Source organism: Paenibacillus sp. J22P169 (genome assembly GCF_059691995.1).
Genome location: NZ_JCAUAO010000001.1, coordinates 464,625 through 482,580 on the forward strand (window position 1 = coordinate 464,625; position 17,956 = coordinate 482,580).

19 protein-coding genes are annotated in these 17,956 nt (G+C 40.6%); 2 read left to right on the forward strand and 17 right to left on the reverse strand.

Features of this window, described 5'->3' with window-relative positions:
* Positions 1–17: 17 nt before the first annotated feature.
* The 11 genes from AC58QG_RS02340 to AC58QG_RS02390 form a co-directional block, all read right to left on the reverse strand.
* Positions 18–341, reverse strand: a complete 324-nt coding sequence (locus AC58QG_RS02340; protein ID WP_497360377.1) for a hypothetical protein — start codon at positions 339–341, stop codon at positions 18–20.
* Positions 342–505: 164 nt separating this feature from the next.
* Entirely contained in the window at positions 506–943 is a 438-nt protein-coding gene (locus AC58QG_RS02345) for an SMI1/KNR4 family protein (protein ID WP_497360379.1), read from the reverse strand.
* 151 nt (positions 944–1,094) lie between these two features.
* Complete coding sequence (locus AC58QG_RS02350) at positions 1,095–1,364, reverse strand: hypothetical protein (protein ID WP_497360381.1); 270 nt, start codon at positions 1,362–1,364, stop codon at positions 1,095–1,097.
* 185 nt (positions 1,365–1,549) lie between these two features.
* On the reverse strand, positions 1,550–3,025 hold the full coding sequence (locus tag AC58QG_RS02355) for a hypothetical protein (protein WP_497360383.1): 1,476 nt from the start codon (positions 3,023–3,025) through the stop codon (positions 1,550–1,552).
* 309 nt (positions 3,026–3,334) lie between these two features.
* A complete protein-coding gene (locus tag AC58QG_RS02360; protein ID WP_497360385.1) occupies positions 3,335–3,889 on the reverse strand; it encodes a hypothetical protein in 555 nt (184 codons plus the stop codon).
* Positions 3,890–3,939: 50 nt separating this feature from the next.
* On the reverse strand, positions 3,940–4,434 hold the full coding sequence (coaD, locus tag AC58QG_RS02365) for a pantetheine-phosphate adenylyltransferase (protein WP_497362763.1): 495 nt from the start codon (positions 4,432–4,434) through the stop codon (positions 3,940–3,942).
* A 479-nt stretch (positions 4,435–4,913) separates the two neighbouring features.
* On the reverse strand, positions 4,914–5,225 hold the full coding sequence (locus tag AC58QG_RS02370) for a hypothetical protein (RefSeq protein ID WP_497360387.1): 312 nt from the start codon (positions 5,223–5,225) through the stop codon (positions 4,914–4,916).
* A gap of 381 nt (positions 5,226–5,606) precedes the next feature.
* A complete protein-coding gene (locus tag AC58QG_RS02375; protein WP_497360389.1) occupies positions 5,607–6,452 on the reverse strand; it encodes a hypothetical protein in 846 nt (281 codons plus the stop codon).
* Entirely contained in the window at positions 6,400–7,032 is a 633-nt protein-coding gene (locus AC58QG_RS02380; RefSeq protein WP_497360391.1) for a sigma-70 family RNA polymerase sigma factor, read from the reverse strand. Before AC58QG_RS02380 ends, AC58QG_RS02375 begins: the two co-directional genes overlap by 53 nt.
* Positions 7,033–7,594: 562 nt before the next feature.
* Positions 7,595–8,029 carry a nucleoside-triphosphatase gene (locus AC58QG_RS02385; protein ID WP_497360393.1) on the reverse strand — a complete coding sequence of 145 codons (435 nt, stop codon included), beginning with the start codon at positions 8,027–8,029 and terminating at the stop codon, positions 7,595–7,597.
* A 1,471-nt stretch (positions 8,030–9,500) separates the two neighbouring features.
* Positions 9,501–9,911 (reverse strand): YhfM domain-containing protein, encoded by a 411-nt coding sequence (locus AC58QG_RS02390; protein WP_497360395.1) that lies wholly within the window; start codon positions 9,909–9,911, stop codon positions 9,501–9,503.
* A gap of 382 nt (positions 9,912–10,293) precedes the next feature.
* On the opposite strand from AC58QG_RS02390, the gene AC58QG_RS02395 reads away from it, so the two are divergent.
* Positions 10,294–10,923: a cysteine hydrolase family protein gene (locus AC58QG_RS02395; RefSeq protein WP_497360397.1), complete on the forward strand. Its 630-nt coding sequence runs from the start codon at positions 10,294–10,296 to the stop codon at positions 10,921–10,923.
* A gap of 1,211 nt (positions 10,924–12,134) precedes the next feature.
* Here AC58QG_RS02395 and AC58QG_RS02400 read toward each other — a convergent pair.
* The 6 genes from AC58QG_RS02400 to AC58QG_RS02425 are packed head-to-tail and all read right to left on the reverse strand — an operon-like array spanning position 12,135 to position 17,232.
* Positions 12,135–13,112 (reverse strand): ring-cleaving dioxygenase, encoded by a 978-nt coding sequence (locus AC58QG_RS02400; protein ID WP_497360399.1) that lies wholly within the window; start codon positions 13,110–13,112, stop codon positions 12,135–12,137.
* Positions 13,113–13,162: 50 nt separating this feature from the next.
* A complete protein-coding gene (locus AC58QG_RS02405) occupies positions 13,163–13,924 on the reverse strand; it encodes a GTP cyclohydrolase II (RefSeq protein ID WP_497360401.1) in 762 nt (253 codons plus the stop codon).
* A 48-nt stretch (positions 13,925–13,972) separates the two neighbouring features.
* Positions 13,973–15,331 carry a hypothetical protein gene (locus AC58QG_RS02410; protein WP_497360403.1) on the reverse strand — a complete coding sequence of 453 codons (1,359 nt, stop codon included), beginning with the start codon at positions 15,329–15,331 and terminating at the stop codon, positions 13,973–13,975.
* Between the two features lie 28 nt (positions 15,332–15,359).
* Entirely contained in the window at positions 15,360–16,130 is a 771-nt protein-coding gene (locus AC58QG_RS02415) for a dioxygenase family protein (protein ID WP_497360405.1), read from the reverse strand.
* A 24-nt stretch (positions 16,131–16,154) separates the two neighbouring features.
* Positions 16,155–16,805, reverse strand: coding sequence for an alpha/beta hydrolase (locus tag AC58QG_RS02420; protein WP_497360407.1), 651 nt, complete (start codon positions 16,803–16,805; stop codon positions 16,155–16,157).
* Between the two features lie 28 nt (positions 16,806–16,833).
* Entirely contained in the window at positions 16,834–17,232 is a 399-nt protein-coding gene (locus tag AC58QG_RS02425; protein WP_497360409.1) for a DoxX family protein, read from the reverse strand.
* 146 nt (positions 17,233–17,378) lie between these two features.
* Here AC58QG_RS02425 and AC58QG_RS02430 point away from each other — a divergent pair, with 146 nt between their 5' ends.
* Positions 17,379–17,930 carry a helix-turn-helix domain-containing protein gene (locus tag AC58QG_RS02430; RefSeq protein WP_497360411.1) on the forward strand — a complete coding sequence of 184 codons (552 nt, stop codon included), beginning with the start codon at positions 17,379–17,381 and terminating at the stop codon, positions 17,928–17,930.
* The last annotated feature ends 26 nt before the right edge of the window (positions 17,931–17,956 follow it).

Genomic DNA, 17,956 nt, shown 5'->3' on the forward strand with positions numbered 1-17,956 from the left:
TCTTTGTGAGAATAAAGTCACCCAATCCACAAAACGGTGTTTTCCGTTTTGAAAGCTAAAGGTAACTCTTTATTGAGCAAATCAATCCTTGTCACCATATATTCCAAATCATTATTCTCTAGATTAGCATGTGCCCATATTTTTAAATTTTTTAGTTCCAGAAGTGTAGATTCCAACTGTTCTTTTCTTAATTCTACTCCATTCTGAATACAATAAATTTTTAACTCCTCAATAGCTGGTTCCCAAAACTTTGTAAAGAATTCTTCATTAGAAATTGGTATTTCAAAACCTAGTTCAAATGAATTATCTTCTTGATTCATTCTAAACACACTAACTGACATTAATTAGCCTCCAAACTCCGCGCTAATTCTAGAAATGATTAGGCTATCGTTCTTCGTTAGCTCAAGTTTTGGAATACTTTAAACTCGAAATCACCACTCTCATATGTTCGAACTATATGTTCAAACCATTTTTGGAAATTGTTTGCAAATATCTCACATTCTTCCTAATCGTGCCACATAGTAATGATTTGGCCAATCTTACCTTCATTGGTTGGTGCTAAATCAAGGCAATGATGATCACCACAACCGTTATACGTTATTGGTATCCATGCAGGTTGCCACCATAAATTTGCTACCCCTTCTTGGGGCTCCACATCCCATTCCTTAAACGATTCTTTGTCATAGAGTTCTTTCCAAACAGTCCATTCATCCAAAATCCGTTGAGTAGAAAGCAACTCCCACCCCGCAATTAGCCATTGGGAGTCACCAGCTTGACCGTTATGAATACGTAGCGATTCTCTAAAGTCCTCTGGTAATTTCACAACCAAACCATTCTCTAATTCTAATATTTCGGACTCGCTTGCTCCAGGATTCAAATCCCCTAATACTTCTGGTGCATGATCTTTAAGCCACTGCTCCATTCTCTCCCAAAATAATTTCACTATTTTCCCATCCCCTTAAAGTTCTTTATTATCTTATTCGTTTTAACTACAAAATTCCCTTTATTTGGAACTATCCTGCACGTTAGGTGAGCGAAAGGCTGCCGATCGTGCCGGCAGCCTCCACATTACTTTATTGAACAAACGTTCCCAGTTAGTTTAATAATTGCAGTATTTTTCCATTCAACGACTCTGCTTCTTCATCAGTAATATTTGCCAATAAATCAATATGGTTTAACTTAATATTTCCTGGTCCCCAATTTATCATTGCAATTGATTTCACATGTATTTTTTGATTAAAATCATCTTTATTCACTAAGATAGACCCATTTTTAAGTGGTACTTCACGTATAAGAATTTCTCCTGAAATCACATAGCCTCGACCTGTTATTTTAAATACATCAACTACTTTAATCTCAAACACACTCTATCCACACCTTTTTTTGATTTAAATATCTTAAAATCCATACTTAAAGTATTCTCGATGTGATTGAGCTATCCTGCCCGTAGCACAATAGGTATGTTCAACTATCGTTCTCCGTTAGCTTAAAAATGCGATGTGGTTGACGATTCTCTGGGTTGTCTGCCTTTATGATTCAAAAGCGATATTTAATTATTTGTTATCTTATTAATCTGATCTTGAGTTATCTCTATATCCCACTTTCTATACCGTACAAAATTATTTAGCGTTTCAATATTAGCTGACCCTATAATATTATATTTTAGTGAATTAGGTACCATAATGCTCACTTCATATTTACCGGGTGCAACTGGTGCAGCGTTTTGATCCGTAAGATCCCAAGCAGGAAGGTACGCCTTATACCATGACATTGCAGGTATTTCACCCTTGAGATCAGATAGTTTATAACTCTTGACGATTTCCTTTCGATCTCCAATTACTTTGTTAATCTGAAACTCAATGGAGAGTGGTTCGATATTTAAGTCATTTTCGCTTTGATTTTTAAATTGGAGACTACCAGAAATGAGAGCTTTTTTGTTTTCATCTATGGAAGGTGGACCGAATGAAATGCCGGCAACATTATTTATTATTCCATCAGAAAAGTAATCTGAATTTGTTAGTCCCCACGAATCTTTGACTACAACTTCAAATGAGTTTGGTGTCCCTTGTGAAAAAATAGGTGCTGAGAAGTTCAGCGTGTCCCCGACTTTTGCTAATGAAATCCCCTCTGTTGTTATCTCCGCACTGGAACCCGTTATCGTCTTATTTGAATCTAAGGCGTGTATTTCGACAACTTTCTCTCGGAGTTCTTGATTTATTGTTATCACTCCTGATACGAAATAACTATTAGTGTCTGATGTGTCTGATGCGATGCTTTCAAGATTGCTGATGGAGACAAAATTGTCAAGGTCTCGTATTACACCTTTATCGTTATCCATCTCAGGAAGCTTGAACCAGACTGGCCCAAGCCACGATTCTGTGCGATACCAATCGCGCCACACTGCATTTACTTTTACTTTTTGGGGGCTCAACGCTGCACCCGTTTCCAACCCAGAGGGGGAACGAAGCAACTTTATCTCATTTTGGAGTTGAACCTCACGCACTACCTCCTCCACATCGTACAACGAATCGTAGCGTGGAGCGATCCACCTATCGCCCTTCTGTGTTTCGATCAAATAACGGTCTCCCCATTTCGACTTGACTTTGACGGTTTGTGGGGCTAATTGAATCCAAGTCGGATTAGTAAGACCAGGATCGAAGTATAACGGCTCAACACCGAATAATTCAAGATTCGCTTGGGACGGAACTTGCTCTCCAAGAGCCGCATTAAATGGCATAATCCACGCCTTGCCGACCCAAGTAGAGATCTGGTAGATAGGTACAAAATACCCTTCCCCATGCCCTACTCTCCTTTGTCTTGTTTTAAGAATTGTAACCGTTTGGGGAGCCAGCATTCCGAACGTATTCCCGTTATCGCTGAGCAGAGGCGTGTTTTCAAACAAGGTAATAGTGTTTTCTTTCGGAGTGTTCGTCTCGGTTGTCATGGCAAAGGCTGAGTACTTCTCCCAGCCCAAATTACCTAATGTTAAAGCCAGAGTTATTACAAGTACCAACCTCTTTTTCATGATCAGCTCACTTCTCCATTCATAATCTGTCTTACAGTTTGAATAATGCCTGATGCATACACTGCTGTACTTGCAGTTAAAGTAATGCCACAGCTTAAACCCAAAATAAACTTTCTCAAAATAACTCCTCTTTTTTATTGTTTGTAATGTAGACGATAATTAAATGAAATAGTTTCCAAAATATGGTCATTCCTTTAAAGAATTATAAGAAACATTATTCAATTAACACTCCCCAATAGCTTAATGAGGCTGCCACTCGCTTTCGCGGAGGCAGCCTCATTTTGTAGTATATTGAAGTAACGTTCTGCGTTAGTTTAATGTCTTGTTCATATTAAATGGGATTTCATTTTTATAAGCTGTAGTGTATTTCTCAATTAGTTCTATTTTTGCTTCTTCATTGGCAATTAAAATGTCGCCGTAAACAGGTACTAAGGTATTCCAATTCTCTTCCTTCAAATGTTTGGTTACAAATAAATATGATTGTCCTTCGTGAAGTAATTGGTCATTTTCAAATAGAATTAATTCATTTCTTTTGAATCCACCTTGTTGATTTACAATTACTGTTCCATTAAATTTACCCTTTACATTATCAGACACTTCTACCTTAAACTGAGTTTCAGGCGTGCTATCTAATGATTTAGTTCCATCCTGTTTTGTCACTTTCCCGACAAATACATTATCTGCCCATCCGACAAGCCTACGTGTATCGCTTACATCAAAAGCGTTGCTGGATGCGACTGTTCTTATAACAGGATTTTCTGGAGGATTGTTTGTAAAGTAGTTAGGTGCAAAAATCGCTAAAGCAATAGAGGTAACTATTATACTGCCTAGAACAAAAGACCAACTACTTTTTGAATTTCTCATTTCTACTCCCCCAGAACGAATTTGTAATTGTGCTATCGTTCTGCGTTAGTTCAACTTAAATTGTTCTTATTATGCAAAGCTAACAACACATTAAGAGGAACTAATCCATCAACTTTCCCACCGTGTTTAAATATTTCTTTCACTAAGCTTGAACTCAAAAATGAGTACTGTGCACTTGTAGGCATAAAAAGAGTTTCAGCAGTTGGGTTTAAATGGCGGTTTCCTAAAGCCATTTGTAATTCGTTTTCATAATCTGAAACCTCGCGAAGTCCCTTTATAATAAATGAAGCACCAACATCCTCGAAATGTTTAACTAAGAGTCCATTAAAAGTAGTCACTTTAACATTAGAAAGATGTTTAACTGTGTCTGTTAGCATCTCTTGCCGTTCCTCAAGAGTGAATAAATGGTTTTTGCTCGAGTTAATCATTGTGGTTACAAATAAAGTATCAAACAACCTCGAGCTTCTTTCAATAATATCCAGATGACCAAAAGTTACTGGATCAAAACTTCCTGGATAGATTGCGATACTGGATATGTTAATCACCTCCAAAATTTAATCTCTCAAGTATCACCAGCCCACCAAATTACTCAACTATTGTTATCCGATAGCGTAATAAAGTTCGGGTCCATTATGTGTCGATAGAGTCTGTCCCTCGTGTTTGGGCAGCTATTATCCGAGCATTATGTATTTTAATATTCTCCCTCTCCAGTTCACTTTGCCTCCGTTGAATCCTGGTTAATTTCCTGACTATGGTTTCCAGCCTGAAAACAACATAAATTGGTAAGAGTAAGGAAAGAAATACAACCGTCCAATTTACCACATCATCAACCTCCCTTTGTTTTTTGAAGAGTATAGTTTGTTATAGCATATGACGGCTACTCCACCACGCATAACTGCCCGTTAACGTAATGGAGGCTGCCGATCATGCTGGCAGCCTCCCATTGGTGTGTTTATTGAACAAACGTTCCCAGTTAGCTCAAAGGTGTCCACCACTGTTTAAAATTACTGGATAACGTTAATCATTATGGTTTTGCAGGATGCTTAATGCTCAGCAAATCCGCTCCCTTATCTAATGAGGTGTATTCATAAGTTGCCAGATACTCTTGATTTTCTTCGATGAGATTCCATGTGTTCTCATTATCTACTATTATTTTGAATTCTTGAGGTTGGCGAGAGTTAGGATCAATAGAACTAGCCCAATATTGCTTCCCAGTAATCCCCTTTTCAGTAATTTTTATATAAGATGTAGTATTTGATTTCGACTCCGAACATCCAGATACGAACGTTATCATCACAATTAGAGGAATCAGAATAAAAAAGCCCCATTTACCCATGGATGAACCCCCATACTCTAAGTAACTTCAAATTAAAATATTCGATTCTCCAATAAAATATCCTCTATTTTCCAGAATAGTTCAAGAAATCTGCCCGTTACTTTAATGAAAACAGGGAACAGCTGCCGTGGCAATCTGCTCCCTGTTTATTGTGCTATAGTGTCACGTTAGAATTCCTGTATGATGTAGAGGCAGGTGTCTCTGCCGCTGTCGTGCAGCAGTACTCGTCGCCGGTTTTGCTTTAGATGTGCATGCAGTAAATATCATCAAACTTGTTAAACAGCATGGGCACAACGATAGTCTTCTTCAAGCTCGTTATACGTGAGTGGCATGCCATAAACGGTTGGAAGATAACAAATGTTGCACGACTTGAGTCAAATTTTATTGACGAGCCGCAGGAGCCGGAGCCGCTCGCTGCGTTTGAATCAGGTTGTCTACATTGGACTGCGACTTATTAATTTGCTCTTGCGTCAACGGCTTGCCAACGCCGAAGCTCTTGACGATTTTCTTCAGCGTATCCGCATCGAAATCATCCATCGCATACATCTCCACCGTAAATCCCTTGTCCTCCCAGATAACAATTCCATTTGAAAAATACAGCTGGGTCCCATCGATCATTTCCGTTTTCACTTCGGCTGTCGTTTCAATTCCGTTCTTGCCGCCTTGCGAAATCAAGAAATTCACGGATTTTTCGCCTTGCGCGTATTGCACCTCTACCATCGTCTTACCGTGAATGACGGTGTTGACATACTTGAAGTCAGCCATCCAGGATGGAGCCGGGAAATTCATTCCCACGGCGGTACGGGCTTCGTCCAAGGTCATCGTCGGCCGCGGCGGCAGCTCCACTCTATCGGTTTCGGAACCTTGCTTCTGGGCGGAGGCATTTTTGGCAGACGCCGGAAGCTCCTTATCGACTTGAACGATGGCCATATTGCCTACATGAAACTTCGCCAAGATCGATTGCATCATACCTTGGGCGTAGGAGGTAGTAGATAGCACTCCGCCAATCAGCACTACACCAAGTACAGCCACAGTAGCCGTTTTCCATGTTCTATTCATCGTTGTCATCCCGTCCCTCATCGTATTTTTCGGTGAAATGGTTTGCGTCTCGATCTTATGTACCAGACGCCTGTGAATCCGCTCTTTCGCCAATGGATTATCAAGCTTTGTATTTTCAAGCAAATCGATCACATCCTCGAATGGTTTGAGGTCTTGTTTTTTTTTCATCCATCAACCCCCCTGTCCCCAAAAATTTATGCAGCTTCTTCAAGCTCCTGTAGACAATTACACCGATCTGGGATTCACTTACTCCCATGAGTGCCGCAATCTCAGAGTTTTTGAGACCGGCGGCAAACTTCATGGCGATGATGTTGCGTTCCTTGTCGCGCAACTTGGCAAACGCTTGAAACAGCGCCTGATGGTCGTCAATCTGGATGGCTAGCTCCTCGGGAGAAGGCTTCGGCCAGATCAACTCGGTAATCGAGTCCAAGGAGAAATGAAATCTCTTTTTCCGGGCGCGAAAGTAATCGGTGACGGCATTCCGTACTATGGCGAACAACCACACCTCGAATACGGCTTTTTCCTCCGAGAAGCTGCCATAATTGACAATAACCCGTTCAAACACTTGGCTGCAAACATCCTCCGCCTCATACTGATTCTGAATCCGGTAGTAAATATACTTGTACACGCGGTTAAAGTACTGTTCATAGATCCGGGAAAATTGTTCGGTTGACAGAACCTCTCCGGCAGCACGGAGTTTGTCCGTTCGCTCCCTGAATATGTTCTTGTTTACTCGGACGCTCTCCATTCACTTTCCTCCTTCCTATGCTTCTATTTCATCCAAGCAAGCCGGTTACGTATGTTAATACGCCGCTTAATGAAATCCATTAACAAGTAGCGGTCGTTTTTTTCTTCAAGTCACTATTATAGAGCATGAAAAAAAATGCGGGCACCAGCAATCGCTGGAAACCCACATCCACTATAACGGCGTTAATTTTTTTTCACGGATTCAAGATTTGATCCACATTCCGCTGGCTAAGTCGGTCCTCAGGGAACTCACCAGTTGCTGAAGGCTGCCCATGTAAGTGGTGTTGCCTTCGACTGGTCCGGTTCCCGCCATCGTTCAGCATCTTTTTGCCGTTACAGTCAGCTTGGGGAGGTCTATCATCATAAGGGTATTGTACTATCCCATATTGTAAGTATCCTGCCCGTTAGTTGAGAAAAGGCAGTCGATACACTGCTAATTGAAATTCTTCGACCTGAGCCATCGGGAATGAGATCAAGTTCTTGTCAAAATCGGGAATGGGATCAAGTTCTTGTCATTGGCTCGTGACAAGAACTTGATCCCATAAAAAAAAAAAGACCGCGTTTTACGCGGCAATTAATGGGACAATGTTCTTGTCACCCGACAATTTTAGGATATTTTTCCTGGATCTCCCAGGGATCACTGTTTCAAACGGAGCGGATAGTATTTGCATGAAACCGATCTCATCAATAACTGTAATCTTCTTTGTATTTATCGATAGGTTTACTGCCTTTAACGCAATATTTTCAAAAGCATCTATGTCAATCCCGTATCTCCCTACTCGTACTGAACTTTCACTACCAACACTTGCAATGCAAGAAGTTTCGCCATAAAGTGTGATGCAATTAATTCCAGTACGATTTGTAGAGTTGCGTATTTCTTCAGTGTAAAAACCACCAAAATATTCAGGACCAATTTGTTGAATAATTCGCTTTATCGCTGTTGATTTTCCTACTCGGGGTTTCCCAGTTAACAAAAAACATGGTTCCAACTTCTTCACTCTCCCTTTATCTAAATAAGAAAGTATTCGTTAAATGGTTAAATTTTCCTACCCAATAGCTTAAAGACAAAAAGAGCAGCTGCCGTGGCGATCTGCTCCCTGGTCTGTTTCAACTAACTTTCCTCGTTAGTTTAATGCGTAATGGTACTGAGTGTTAGAGTTTCTATCTTCCCATTGTATATTGTATTTTATAGTGAGTTTGAAAACGTCATCTGTAGTGAGTTTAATGGTAAAAAACATCTGCATTTGCCTCTGATGAAGTGTGAAAACTTCTAACTCCTTGTAATTCCTCTGGATAATTGCTTTCAAACTTATGTTGAAGTTTTTTGGATACAATGGGTATTGACTATTCCTTATAAATCAAGCTTTTTGTATATTGTGTACGATGAAATCACATTGATAATTTTGAGTTCGCGGTCAAATTTGTGGTCACAAAATTACAGCCTTCGTGGACAAGCTTAACTGTGGTAACAATAAAGCACTGACGAAACAAAAGGTCAGTGCTCTTTTATGTGTCATTTATGGTTTGAGGTAAGCAGTGGAAGAACGGTTTATTTTGTGCTACTGTAACACTTAGATTCCAGCAAGGAGTTACTACAGTCGGAACAATAATTTTTAATAATGTCACTAGTGGTAATACGTATGGTTTCACGGAACTGAGTGAATTCGATAACATCGATGTAATAGTAAATAACACTGCTCCTGGTACTTCTGCTGGAAGAATTAATATGTCTCTTGTAGTTAACTCAGCGTCCTAATCCCTCTTCATGACTGTCGTTTCGATCCACCGATATCGAAATTCACATTTCCACCAGCTTGAACCGTCAGTTGAAACAACTCGTATACTCTTCGGCGCTAAATATGTTACTTTAGTCCCCTCCACATTACTGCCCGTTAGTTGAGTAAAGGCAGCCGTTCAATTAGACGGCTGCCTTCTCCAGTGCTTATTCAACTAAAGTTCCTCGTTAGCGCAATGATTTATATATGATATGGTTCACCTCCACCATGTAAATTCACAACCGCTTGAGGTTGTGGATTTTTTTCTAAATCTATTCACAAGGACAAATCCTTGGTGGTACTATGAGTTTGTAAGAATCGGGATAAAAAGGAGAATCTGCAGCATGTTGCTCATCACTCTCAACTAAGCCGAAGTAACTTGTATAGCGTTCGTACACAGTATGAGAAAATTTGCCAAGGAATTGCAATCCTATACTTCGCTGCGGGTACTGCAATAACTGCGGTTGCGTTAATAGCTATGCTTCGCCCGAAGAAATGAAGCGATTGGGATACCATCAGCAATATGTGAAAAGGAGCAGTTGCCGCGCAGACTGCTCCTTTTATTGATATCTTTTTTGTTTATTGTTGCGTAACCTGCCCGTTACTTGAGAAAAGAAAGAGCAGGCTAGCCTTGGCTACCTACTCTCGATAATATTTTCAGCTATCGTTTCCCGTTAGTATAATGCAAAATTTACTAACCCTTTAACAATTCCCTTAATTTATTTGCAACTACTACAGGAATTTCATAACCTTGATTAGTATTTTCAAGGTCTACCAATAGCCCATTCATATCCCTATTTGTACCTAATGAAAGATCGTAAGTTTTTGTTGTTTGATCCTGAAATTTAATCTTCAAATTGTATTCTGCTGTATAACTAAGCATACCCGGTATTTTCTCTGCACTATCTAAAGCAGTTTTGAAGACTTGGAATGATTGGAGATCATTGAATTGCTGGTCTGTGCATTCATTTGTATTGTCCTGCCGACTACATATCAGATTAACTGAAACTCCACCGTTTTCCTGGATAGAGCCCTGGTTCTTCTCGTTACATCCAAGGATCATAATAAGAGTTAGCAAGAAGAAGGTAAGTAAATACTTTTTCACAATAATCGCCTCCTTAAAACCTCTAATCTATAGACGATATATGGAATTAAAAGGTTGCTAATAGTTTTTTGAGTTGTTCGACTATCCTGCCCGTTACTTCAATGAGCAATAAAGAGCCGCGTTAGAGCAGCTCCTGCGCACATGTTACCCGTTAGCATACCTTCTGGAAACAATTCGTCAAAGTTGCACACTAATTTCTATAACAAAGGGAATCAAACAAACTACAAATACATATAGATGCCTATAAAGTTTTTAATGACAATGTACTTGTTCGGTGCGGCTGTCGTGTCAATGCTGAACTTTTTTAGAAAACAACTTCTCTATCTTCCTGAACAGGTTGCAAACATTTCCGCAAACTTATGCTGCGAGGGAGGTAAGTAATTTGCCGTTTAAACCACATCCCAATAATACTGCTATTGTAATCACAGACCCACAAAATGACTTTATGAGTCCTGGGGGAAGAGGCTATCATCTGACTAAAGGAACTATTGAACGAAACAATACTATACAAAACCTTGAACTATTAATGAGAACTGCCATGAATAAGGGATACCAACTTTTCATATCGCCCCATTATTTATACCCTCATGATTATGGCTGGCAATTTACAGGAAAAGAACAAAAGATGCTATTAGGTCTTAGAATGTATCAAGTGGCAAATGCGTACACACCACCGTCATTTGGAGCTGATTTTGTTCATTCTTTCAAACCTTATATTTTTGATAGAAGAACCGTCATTGCAACTCCTCACAAGGTTGCTAGCCCACAAACAAATGACTTGGAATATCAATTACGACAACATAGAAAAGAGAAGATAATTATTGCAGGAGTACTTTCCAACGTTTGTGTAGAGTCACATATGAGGCATCTAATCGAAACTGGTTTTGAAACAGCTGTTGTATACGATGCCACCGCAACAATTAGTGAAGAGGATTTTCAAGCTGCCGTTACAAATTATAAAGCATTTGCCAGTGCTACTTGGACGACACAGGAGGCTATTTCAAACTTATAAATCAGTATCCCCAATGGTAATTTCCTATACAACTTGTCCGAACTGTCCCCAATTGGTTGCTTGGTCAGAATAACGGATGAATTTAGATAGCACAACCCCCTCCAATCCGTTCGGAGGGGTTATTCTTGCTTGGCACAAACATAAAGGAGCCATTTCCATTCTTCAACTAACCTGCCCGTTAGTTAAACGAGGCTGCCGATTCATTCCGGCAGCCTCTTCTCAGTCACTTTAATATGGTGTTCTGAAGTTATTCACTTCGAAGAGATCCTATCCAAACATTTCCCTTCTTTACTCGATAACATTTTTCTGTTGATTCACCGTTGTTACATGTTACATCTTCAATTATTACTTGAGATTTTTTACTTAATGCAATTTCTTCAGATTCAGTCAATTCATCAAATTTACGGAAGTAAAAATCCTCATCTAAATATGGGTCCCAAATAAATAAGTCCGTATTATTGTCAGTGTTATATTTATTTAAAGGAACGTTGATATCCTGTATTTGTTTATTAAAAGCTCTATCGTAAAAATGAAGATTCTCTCTTATTGCTACTACTACTTCTGAGTTAATAAAGTGAGGATCATATCACCAAAGCTTTAAATAATAGGGTTCTCTTAATTGTTTTAATTGGTTGTTCCAGCTTATATGAATCTCTATTTGAAAAAGGATCACTCAATATAATTCCTCCGAACTTGAATAATTTCCGATAACGTCTTTTTCGCGAACTTCGTAAATCCGCCATATCTAAGGTATTCGCGAGGCCTAGATCGGCAATCGGATCATATTCTTGACATTGAGAAGTGACAAGAATATGATCCGATAAAATAAAAAATCCGCTATTTAAGCGGATCCTAGTCGGTTCAAAGTCTTGTCACCCGACACGACGACACACACACAAACATATGACGTCACAAAATATTTTTAAAGTTTCAGGTAACCAATCTTTCCTTCGAAAACATTTTGATAAAACTAATTTAAAACGTATTGAACCGAACAAACCTCTTCTCATGATTTTCATAATTGGTCTCCACTATTTGATTTCTAATAAAGAGAACGCATTATATTTACTAGTTTTAGCATATATGTAATCTCATCATAATGTATTGGAGAATACTGATATGAACATTTAAATTCCTAATGAGTATTTACTCGCCCAAAAAAATTAAAATAAGCCTGATTCCTCAGGCGTTACTATTAAAGTTTTTGAGCACTATTCTTTGTTGAATTCCTTTGTACTTCTCACGGTGTCTATTGGGCGAACAATTGCTTCTATGGATGCACGTTTAGACTCTAAGAATGGAGGCAAAGATAACTTTTCTCCAAGCGTTTCATAAGACTCATCCCCCATAAAACCAGGACCATCCGTAGCGAATTCAAATAATATTTGCGGTGCCACTCTAGCGTATAATGACTCAAAGAAGTGACGATTTACATAACCGGATGTCTGGAATCCAAAACTACTCAACCGCTCAATCCATTCTTCTAAAACAGAGCGATCCTCTACACGGAAGGCCGCGTGGTGAACTGTACCAAAACCTTGCTGGGCTTGAGGTAGAACTGCATTGTATTCTACAATAACCGCGGCACCATTTCCGCCTTCTCCCACTTCAAATAAGTGGAACGGACCTTCTTTACCCGTTTCTTTAAATAACAGGACCTTTTCCAACATTTCTTTGAAGTATTCAAGGTCCGAAATACGGACAAAAATAGGTCCTAAACCTGTGATTGCATGTTCCAGTGGAATCGGACCTTTTTGCCATGGTACCCCTGAATCTACCCCATTATTGAACTCATCTGAAATCAATTGATATTGCTGATCATCAAAATCAACGAAAGAGAGAGTCCTCTTGCCAAATTGCTCTTTGATGCCAGTATGCATCACCTCTAAACGATCAAAGCGTTTAACCCAATAATCTAATGATGCATCACTCGGTACACGGAAAGATGTCTTCGAAATCTCATTCGAACCATGTACGCCCTTAGGAATACCGGGAAAATCAAAGAAAGTCATATCCGTGCCGGCGCTGCCTTTATCATCTGCAAAAAACAAATGGTAGGTTTGAATATCATCTTGATTAACCGTCTTTTTAACTAAACGCATACCTAACACATAGGTGAAAAATTCATAGTTCTTTTCGGCACTGCTGGTAATTGCAGTTACATGATGTATGCCTTTTAAATGGTTCATTCTAGTTAGCTCCAATCACAATCATTGTCATATCCATGTAAAATTCGTGGTTAGTCATTATTACAACAACCTTCGTCTTCGTTCAAGTGCCCGGACCGATTGATCTTCGTTTTCAAATATTTCTCGTTATATTCGGAGACATCTCCCCAAAGCTGCACCCGATCTTCTACATCCAGACCTGCCTTACTGAGCGCATCTAATTTTTTGGGATTGTTTGTGATCAGTGTAACCGGCTTTGTCCGAAGTGATTTTAAAACCTTTATCGCGTCGCTATAATCACGTGAATCATCAACAAAACCAAGTTGAAGATTGGCATCCACCGTATCGTATCCGTTTTCTTGTAAAATATAGGCAAGAGCTTTGCTAAAGAGCCCGATACCTCGTCCTTCATGATTAGCTAGATAAAATAACGCGCCGCTTCCATGCTCAGCAATATGCTTCAACGACTGATGGAGCTGATATCCGCAGTCACATCGCTTGCTGCCGAAAATATCTCCGGTATGACAGATAGAGTGAAACCGAATCAAGGCTTTATCTGCATCTTGAAAATCCCCATGGACAAGTACACTCGATTGTTGATATTCCGCTAAATTTGCAGAAGATAATTTGGCGACTATACACTCAAAGTCTTCAGTCACTTCGTTGCAATTGAGCCAGCAGTACCATTTAAACTGGACTGTTTCCCCGAATATGTTAACAGGCAGCTTAATGGGTCCGACAAGATATACAGCTCCTTCGTCCGTTTTGATCAGTTTTATTTTCTCTTGTAGGAGTGAAATCACTTTAGGATCAAATCTTTGTATTACAGGCATGGATACTTCTCCTTTTCAATCTGCATAGGAATTCCGACACAATCATCTTCACAACACAACAACCTTCAAATAAATGATTAGCACGATCGCCATGCAGCCAGCGAATTTGTAATTCGGCACGGCCATTTCAAATACTGGCTTCTTAAACAGACCGGCCAATAAATTGTTCACGGCTGAGGCTGGTGATGTAGGATTGGACAAGCTCCAGCTTCCCAACAATAGCACTGCGAAATACAACGGACTGATCTGCACACTCGCCGGATCAATGCCGCCTGCAAGGATAGTTACCGGTACGATTGGATGAAGGCCGATTAACGATGTTCCCGCAATGAGGGCTACCGTGAAAAGCGAAAATGTTAAGGATACCGATAGCGGTATTTGTTCCAGCATGGCCGGAACCGAGGATCCGAACCTGGTTGCCCCAATTGAACCGCTGAAGAAGCCGGCAGCCAAGAAAAGTGTAATTTCCTTCTGCAAGGCGGGTAACGTGACGGTAACATGATTCTTTAACTCTTGTCTGTACACGGCCATCGCCCCCTTAGCCATGCACCAAATTAACGGAAATAATACCGCTGCCATACAAATTAGCATCACCATCGGCAGCTCAATCAACCGCTCCAATATAAATATGGCGATTATAGCGGTTATTAAATATATGCCGAGCCCTATCGGGAAAACCGCCCCCCACTGCTTCTCAGCCAGTTCCTGTTGAGGTGGCTGAGTTTCAGCCTCCTGCAGTTCCCTGAAATCGACCGCTAAGCTTACGACAAGGCTTAGGACAGCCATTCCTAGCATATAAGGAAGAACGGAGGACCAAGGCAACTCAAGCGTTGATGTTACGAGCGTCATCGCAGCGAAATACGGCGACCATTGAATCGCCCCCGCAAATCCCCGGTTTAGCGCATTCGCAAGCAGCCGGGACATACCAGGTTGCGGCTTTACAAAGACTATTTGATATACGACAGGGATCGAACCGACGTTGATAAACACTCCCATAATTTGTGTAAGAAACTGAGTTCCTATGAATAAAGCTACTTTGCTTCGAAAATTTTCTTCGTAGTAACGCTTCAAGGCTTCGACGTATTCAGGAATCCGAACCGGAATCCCAAAAAGCGGTGCGAATAAGAACAGCGTAACGATCGTCACATTTATTCTCGCGGATTCGAACCAAACCGACGCCTCTACTTTTTGAAACAACATGAGGAAAGTCCCGATACCCATAAAGGATACTGTAAGCCAAAAGGTCAACCCTTTCAGATTCGGCAGCAATAAAGCGATTCCCATAAAGACAAGGCAACCCAGTACAGGAGTAAGTAACTCCAACTGCGTCAGCTGCTGTACAATATAAACCGCGGCAATGGAGAAAATGATTAACCTCTCCATTGCCGCTTTAAATGCGGATTTCATCCGATCCGTCCTCTTTCATTTAGCTTTATTAATTAAATTGCCAGCAGTTCAAGCTTAGATTGCCGTATTGGTAGCTGCGTTGAAGCAGTTTCGCCTGACGATTGGCGTCACCAGTTCCCATTGCGAGAAACAGCGGAATAAAGTGTTCATTCGTTGGCACGGCTTCTTGTGCATTAGGAGCCAGTTCATGATATTGAAATAGCGCTTCAGTATCCCATGACTCAAGCTTATTCTGGATCCAGTTGTCGAACTGCTCAGCCCACTCATCGTTTCCTTCAGACTGCCACTTCAATCTTCTTAAATTGTGGACGGTTCCTCCGCTTCCGATAATGAGAACATCCTGTTCCCTAAGTTCCGACAACGCTTTGCCAATTTGATACTGCTGCTCGTTACTCAGATGACGATTCACGGATAGCGCGACAACCGGGATATCCGACTCTGGATAAAGCAGCTTTAAAACCGCCCAAGCCCCGTGGTCAAGTCCTCTACTTTCATTCAGAACGCTCTGAATGCCTTGCTTTTCAAACAGCGCTCGAACATGCTCACTTAGAGCACGATCGCTCTTAGCCGGGTAGGTCATCCTGTAAAGCTCATCCTGAAACCCGCCAAAATCATAAATGGTTTCATACGTTTCAGCCGCGCTGACCGTCTGTACCGACTCTTCCCAGTGAGCGCTAAAAAGCACGATTGCTTTCGGTCTAGGTGTCTTATCCTTAAAGTTTTTAAGCAGTTGTGTATATTCGTTATCCTCAAGCACGATTGATGGCGCGCCATGCGCGAAAAAATAGGAAGGCATCATATCATTTTCACTCCTTAGTTGTAGTTAAAAAGTTAAACCAGCATCCTGCTTAAGCCAATACAGAAAATCAAATTGGTTCTCTTCTGAAACCCCATGGTCCGTCGGATATAAATGAAAGGCTAGACGCGGTGTCTGATCCTTAAAATACGCCGCGGTCTCGTGGCCGATCCGAACCGGGAACACGGAATCGTACTCTCCATGGGAAATAAATACCGATACGTCCTGCACACTTCTCAGTGGATAATCCGTCTTTACAAATTCAGGAACATACCCATTTAGCGCAACTATCCCTTTCAACTCGTCTCCCATCGTAAGTGCGAGTGTCATCGACAGAATGGCTCCTTGACTAAAGCCAAGCAAATACCGTTTGTCTGGATCAATTGGATACTTTTCTGTCACATCATATATGAATGCTTCGAGTTGTTTAACCGCTTCGTCAAACATCTCTCGGATGGGATTGCCCAGACTTTTCAAATCATAATACTGGTACCCGGCTCCAAGCGGTAAATTTCCACGAATACCGATAATGATGAAATCATCAGCCAGCGGAGCGACCAAACCTAACATATTCTTTTCATTGGAGCCTTTGCCATGCAGGGTAAAAACTACGGGATATTTCTTGTCCTGATCCATGTTGGCCGGTAAATGAACGTCATATTGATAAAATGAATTCATAATAATCCTCCTAAAAAGTAAGTTATGCTCAGCGTTTGTTCATAATAAGACGGTCGACTGAGAAAGTCGTCTGCTCAGCAAAAACCAGATGCAACAAAACTAATATAAATCCAAGATCCAACTCATAACCAGCTATTTGCCCATCTCCCAGAAGTCCTACCGAAAGCTTCGTTGTTACAATTGCACCAATTAGCATAATTACAAACAATCCTGATAAATAACGAGTAAACAATCCCACAATCAGCATAATACCGCCGACAAGTTCAAGTATTGCTACGAAATATGCCAAAAATCCCGGTAAACCGATAGAGCTGAACCACGCTTCGACATTGCTGAGTCCCATTTGAAGCTTGTCGATTCCATGAACCATAAAAATGATTCCCATCACCACACGCATAATAATTGAAATAACTGCTGCTTTCGTCATTCGTATTCTCCCCTCCACATAATATTAGTAATAAAGAAATAAATTTTATATAACTAATTTAAAACGAATTACATTGACTTGTCAACGTTAAAATTGCTAATATAAAATTATAATTCCTATTACTAATATTTAAGGGGTGCATTAGAATGGATATCGGCTCCACGATTCGAGCGATTCGGAAGAGAAAAAATATCACCATCGCTCAAATTTGCGAAGAAACCGGCTTGTCCCAAGGCTTCATGAGTCAGGTTGAAACGAATAAAACCTCCCCATCCATAGCAACGCTGGAACATATAGCGCAGTCTTTGAATGTGCCTTTAGCTTATTTGCTTCTAAAGAAAGAAGATCGAATGAATATTGTTCGAAAAAATGAACGAAGAATCACAACAAGCGGTTCCGAGAATCTGAAGGTTGAGCATCTGAGCTCTACAAAGAACGTAAAAATGATGCTTGTAGAGTTTCCTCCCGGGGCTTCGACGGGGGACGTCCCTCATGCTCATGAAGGTGAAGAGGTTCATATCGTCGTTAAAGGAAGCATATACGCAGAGCAGGGAGAGGATGCGGCTGAATTCGGAGAGGGCGATTCGTTCAGTTGGAACTCATGCACACCCCATGTGGTAAGAAATATCGGGGAAGATACGGCAATCGTGCTTATATCCATCTATACAGAAAGTGACAGCGGACAAGACCTTATCTAGATATGTAAGAGAACTATGACCCGCAA

Bases quoted from the DNA above. Each gene is read 5' to 3' on its own strand.
- AC58QG_RS02340 (WP_497360377.1), bottom strand. From the start codon at position 341: ATGTCAGTTAGTGTGTTTAGAATGAATCAAGAAGATAATTCATTTGAA.
- AC58QG_RS02355 (WP_497360383.1), bottom strand. From the start codon at position 3,025: ATGAAAAAGAGGTTGGTACTTGTAATAACTCTGGCTTTAACATTAGGT.
- AC58QG_RS02360 (WP_497360385.1), bottom strand. From the start codon at position 3,889: ATGAGAAATTCAAAAAGTAGTTGGTCTTTTGTTCTAGGCAGTATAATA.
- AC58QG_RS02370 (WP_497360387.1), bottom strand. From the start codon at position 5,225: ATGGGTAAATGGGGCTTTTTTATTCTGATTCCTCTAATTGTGATGATA.
- AC58QG_RS02375 (WP_497360389.1), bottom strand. From the start codon at position 6,452: ATGAAAAAAAAACAAGACCTCAAACCATTCGAGGATGTGATCGATTTG.
- AC58QG_RS02380 (WP_497360391.1), bottom strand. From the start codon at position 7,032: ATGGAGAGCGTCCGAGTAAACAAGAACATATTCAGGGAGCGAACGGAC.
- AC58QG_RS02400 (WP_497360399.1), bottom strand. From the start codon at position 13,112: ATGAACCATTTAAAAGGCATACATCATGTAACTGCAATTACCAGCAGT.
- AC58QG_RS02405 (WP_497360401.1), bottom strand. From the start codon at position 13,924: ATGCCTGTAATACAAAGATTTGATCCTAAAGTGATTTCACTCCTACAA.
- AC58QG_RS02410 (WP_497360403.1), bottom strand. From the start codon at position 15,331: ATGAAATCCGCATTTAAAGCGGCAATGGAGAGGTTAATCATTTTCTCC.
- AC58QG_RS02415 (WP_497360405.1), bottom strand. From the start codon at position 16,130: ATGATGCCTTCCTATTTTTTCGCGCATGGCGCGCCATCAATCGTGCTT.
- AC58QG_RS02420 (WP_497360407.1), bottom strand. From the start codon at position 16,805: ATGAATTCATTTTATCAATATGACGTTCATTTACCGGCCAACATGGAT.
- AC58QG_RS02425 (WP_497360409.1), bottom strand. From the start codon at position 17,232: ATGACGAAAGCAGCAGTTATTTCAATTATTATGCGTGTGGTGATGGGA.
- AC58QG_RS02430 (WP_497360411.1), top strand. From the start codon at position 17,379: ATGGATATCGGCTCCACGATTCGAGCGATTCGGAAGAGAAAAAATATC.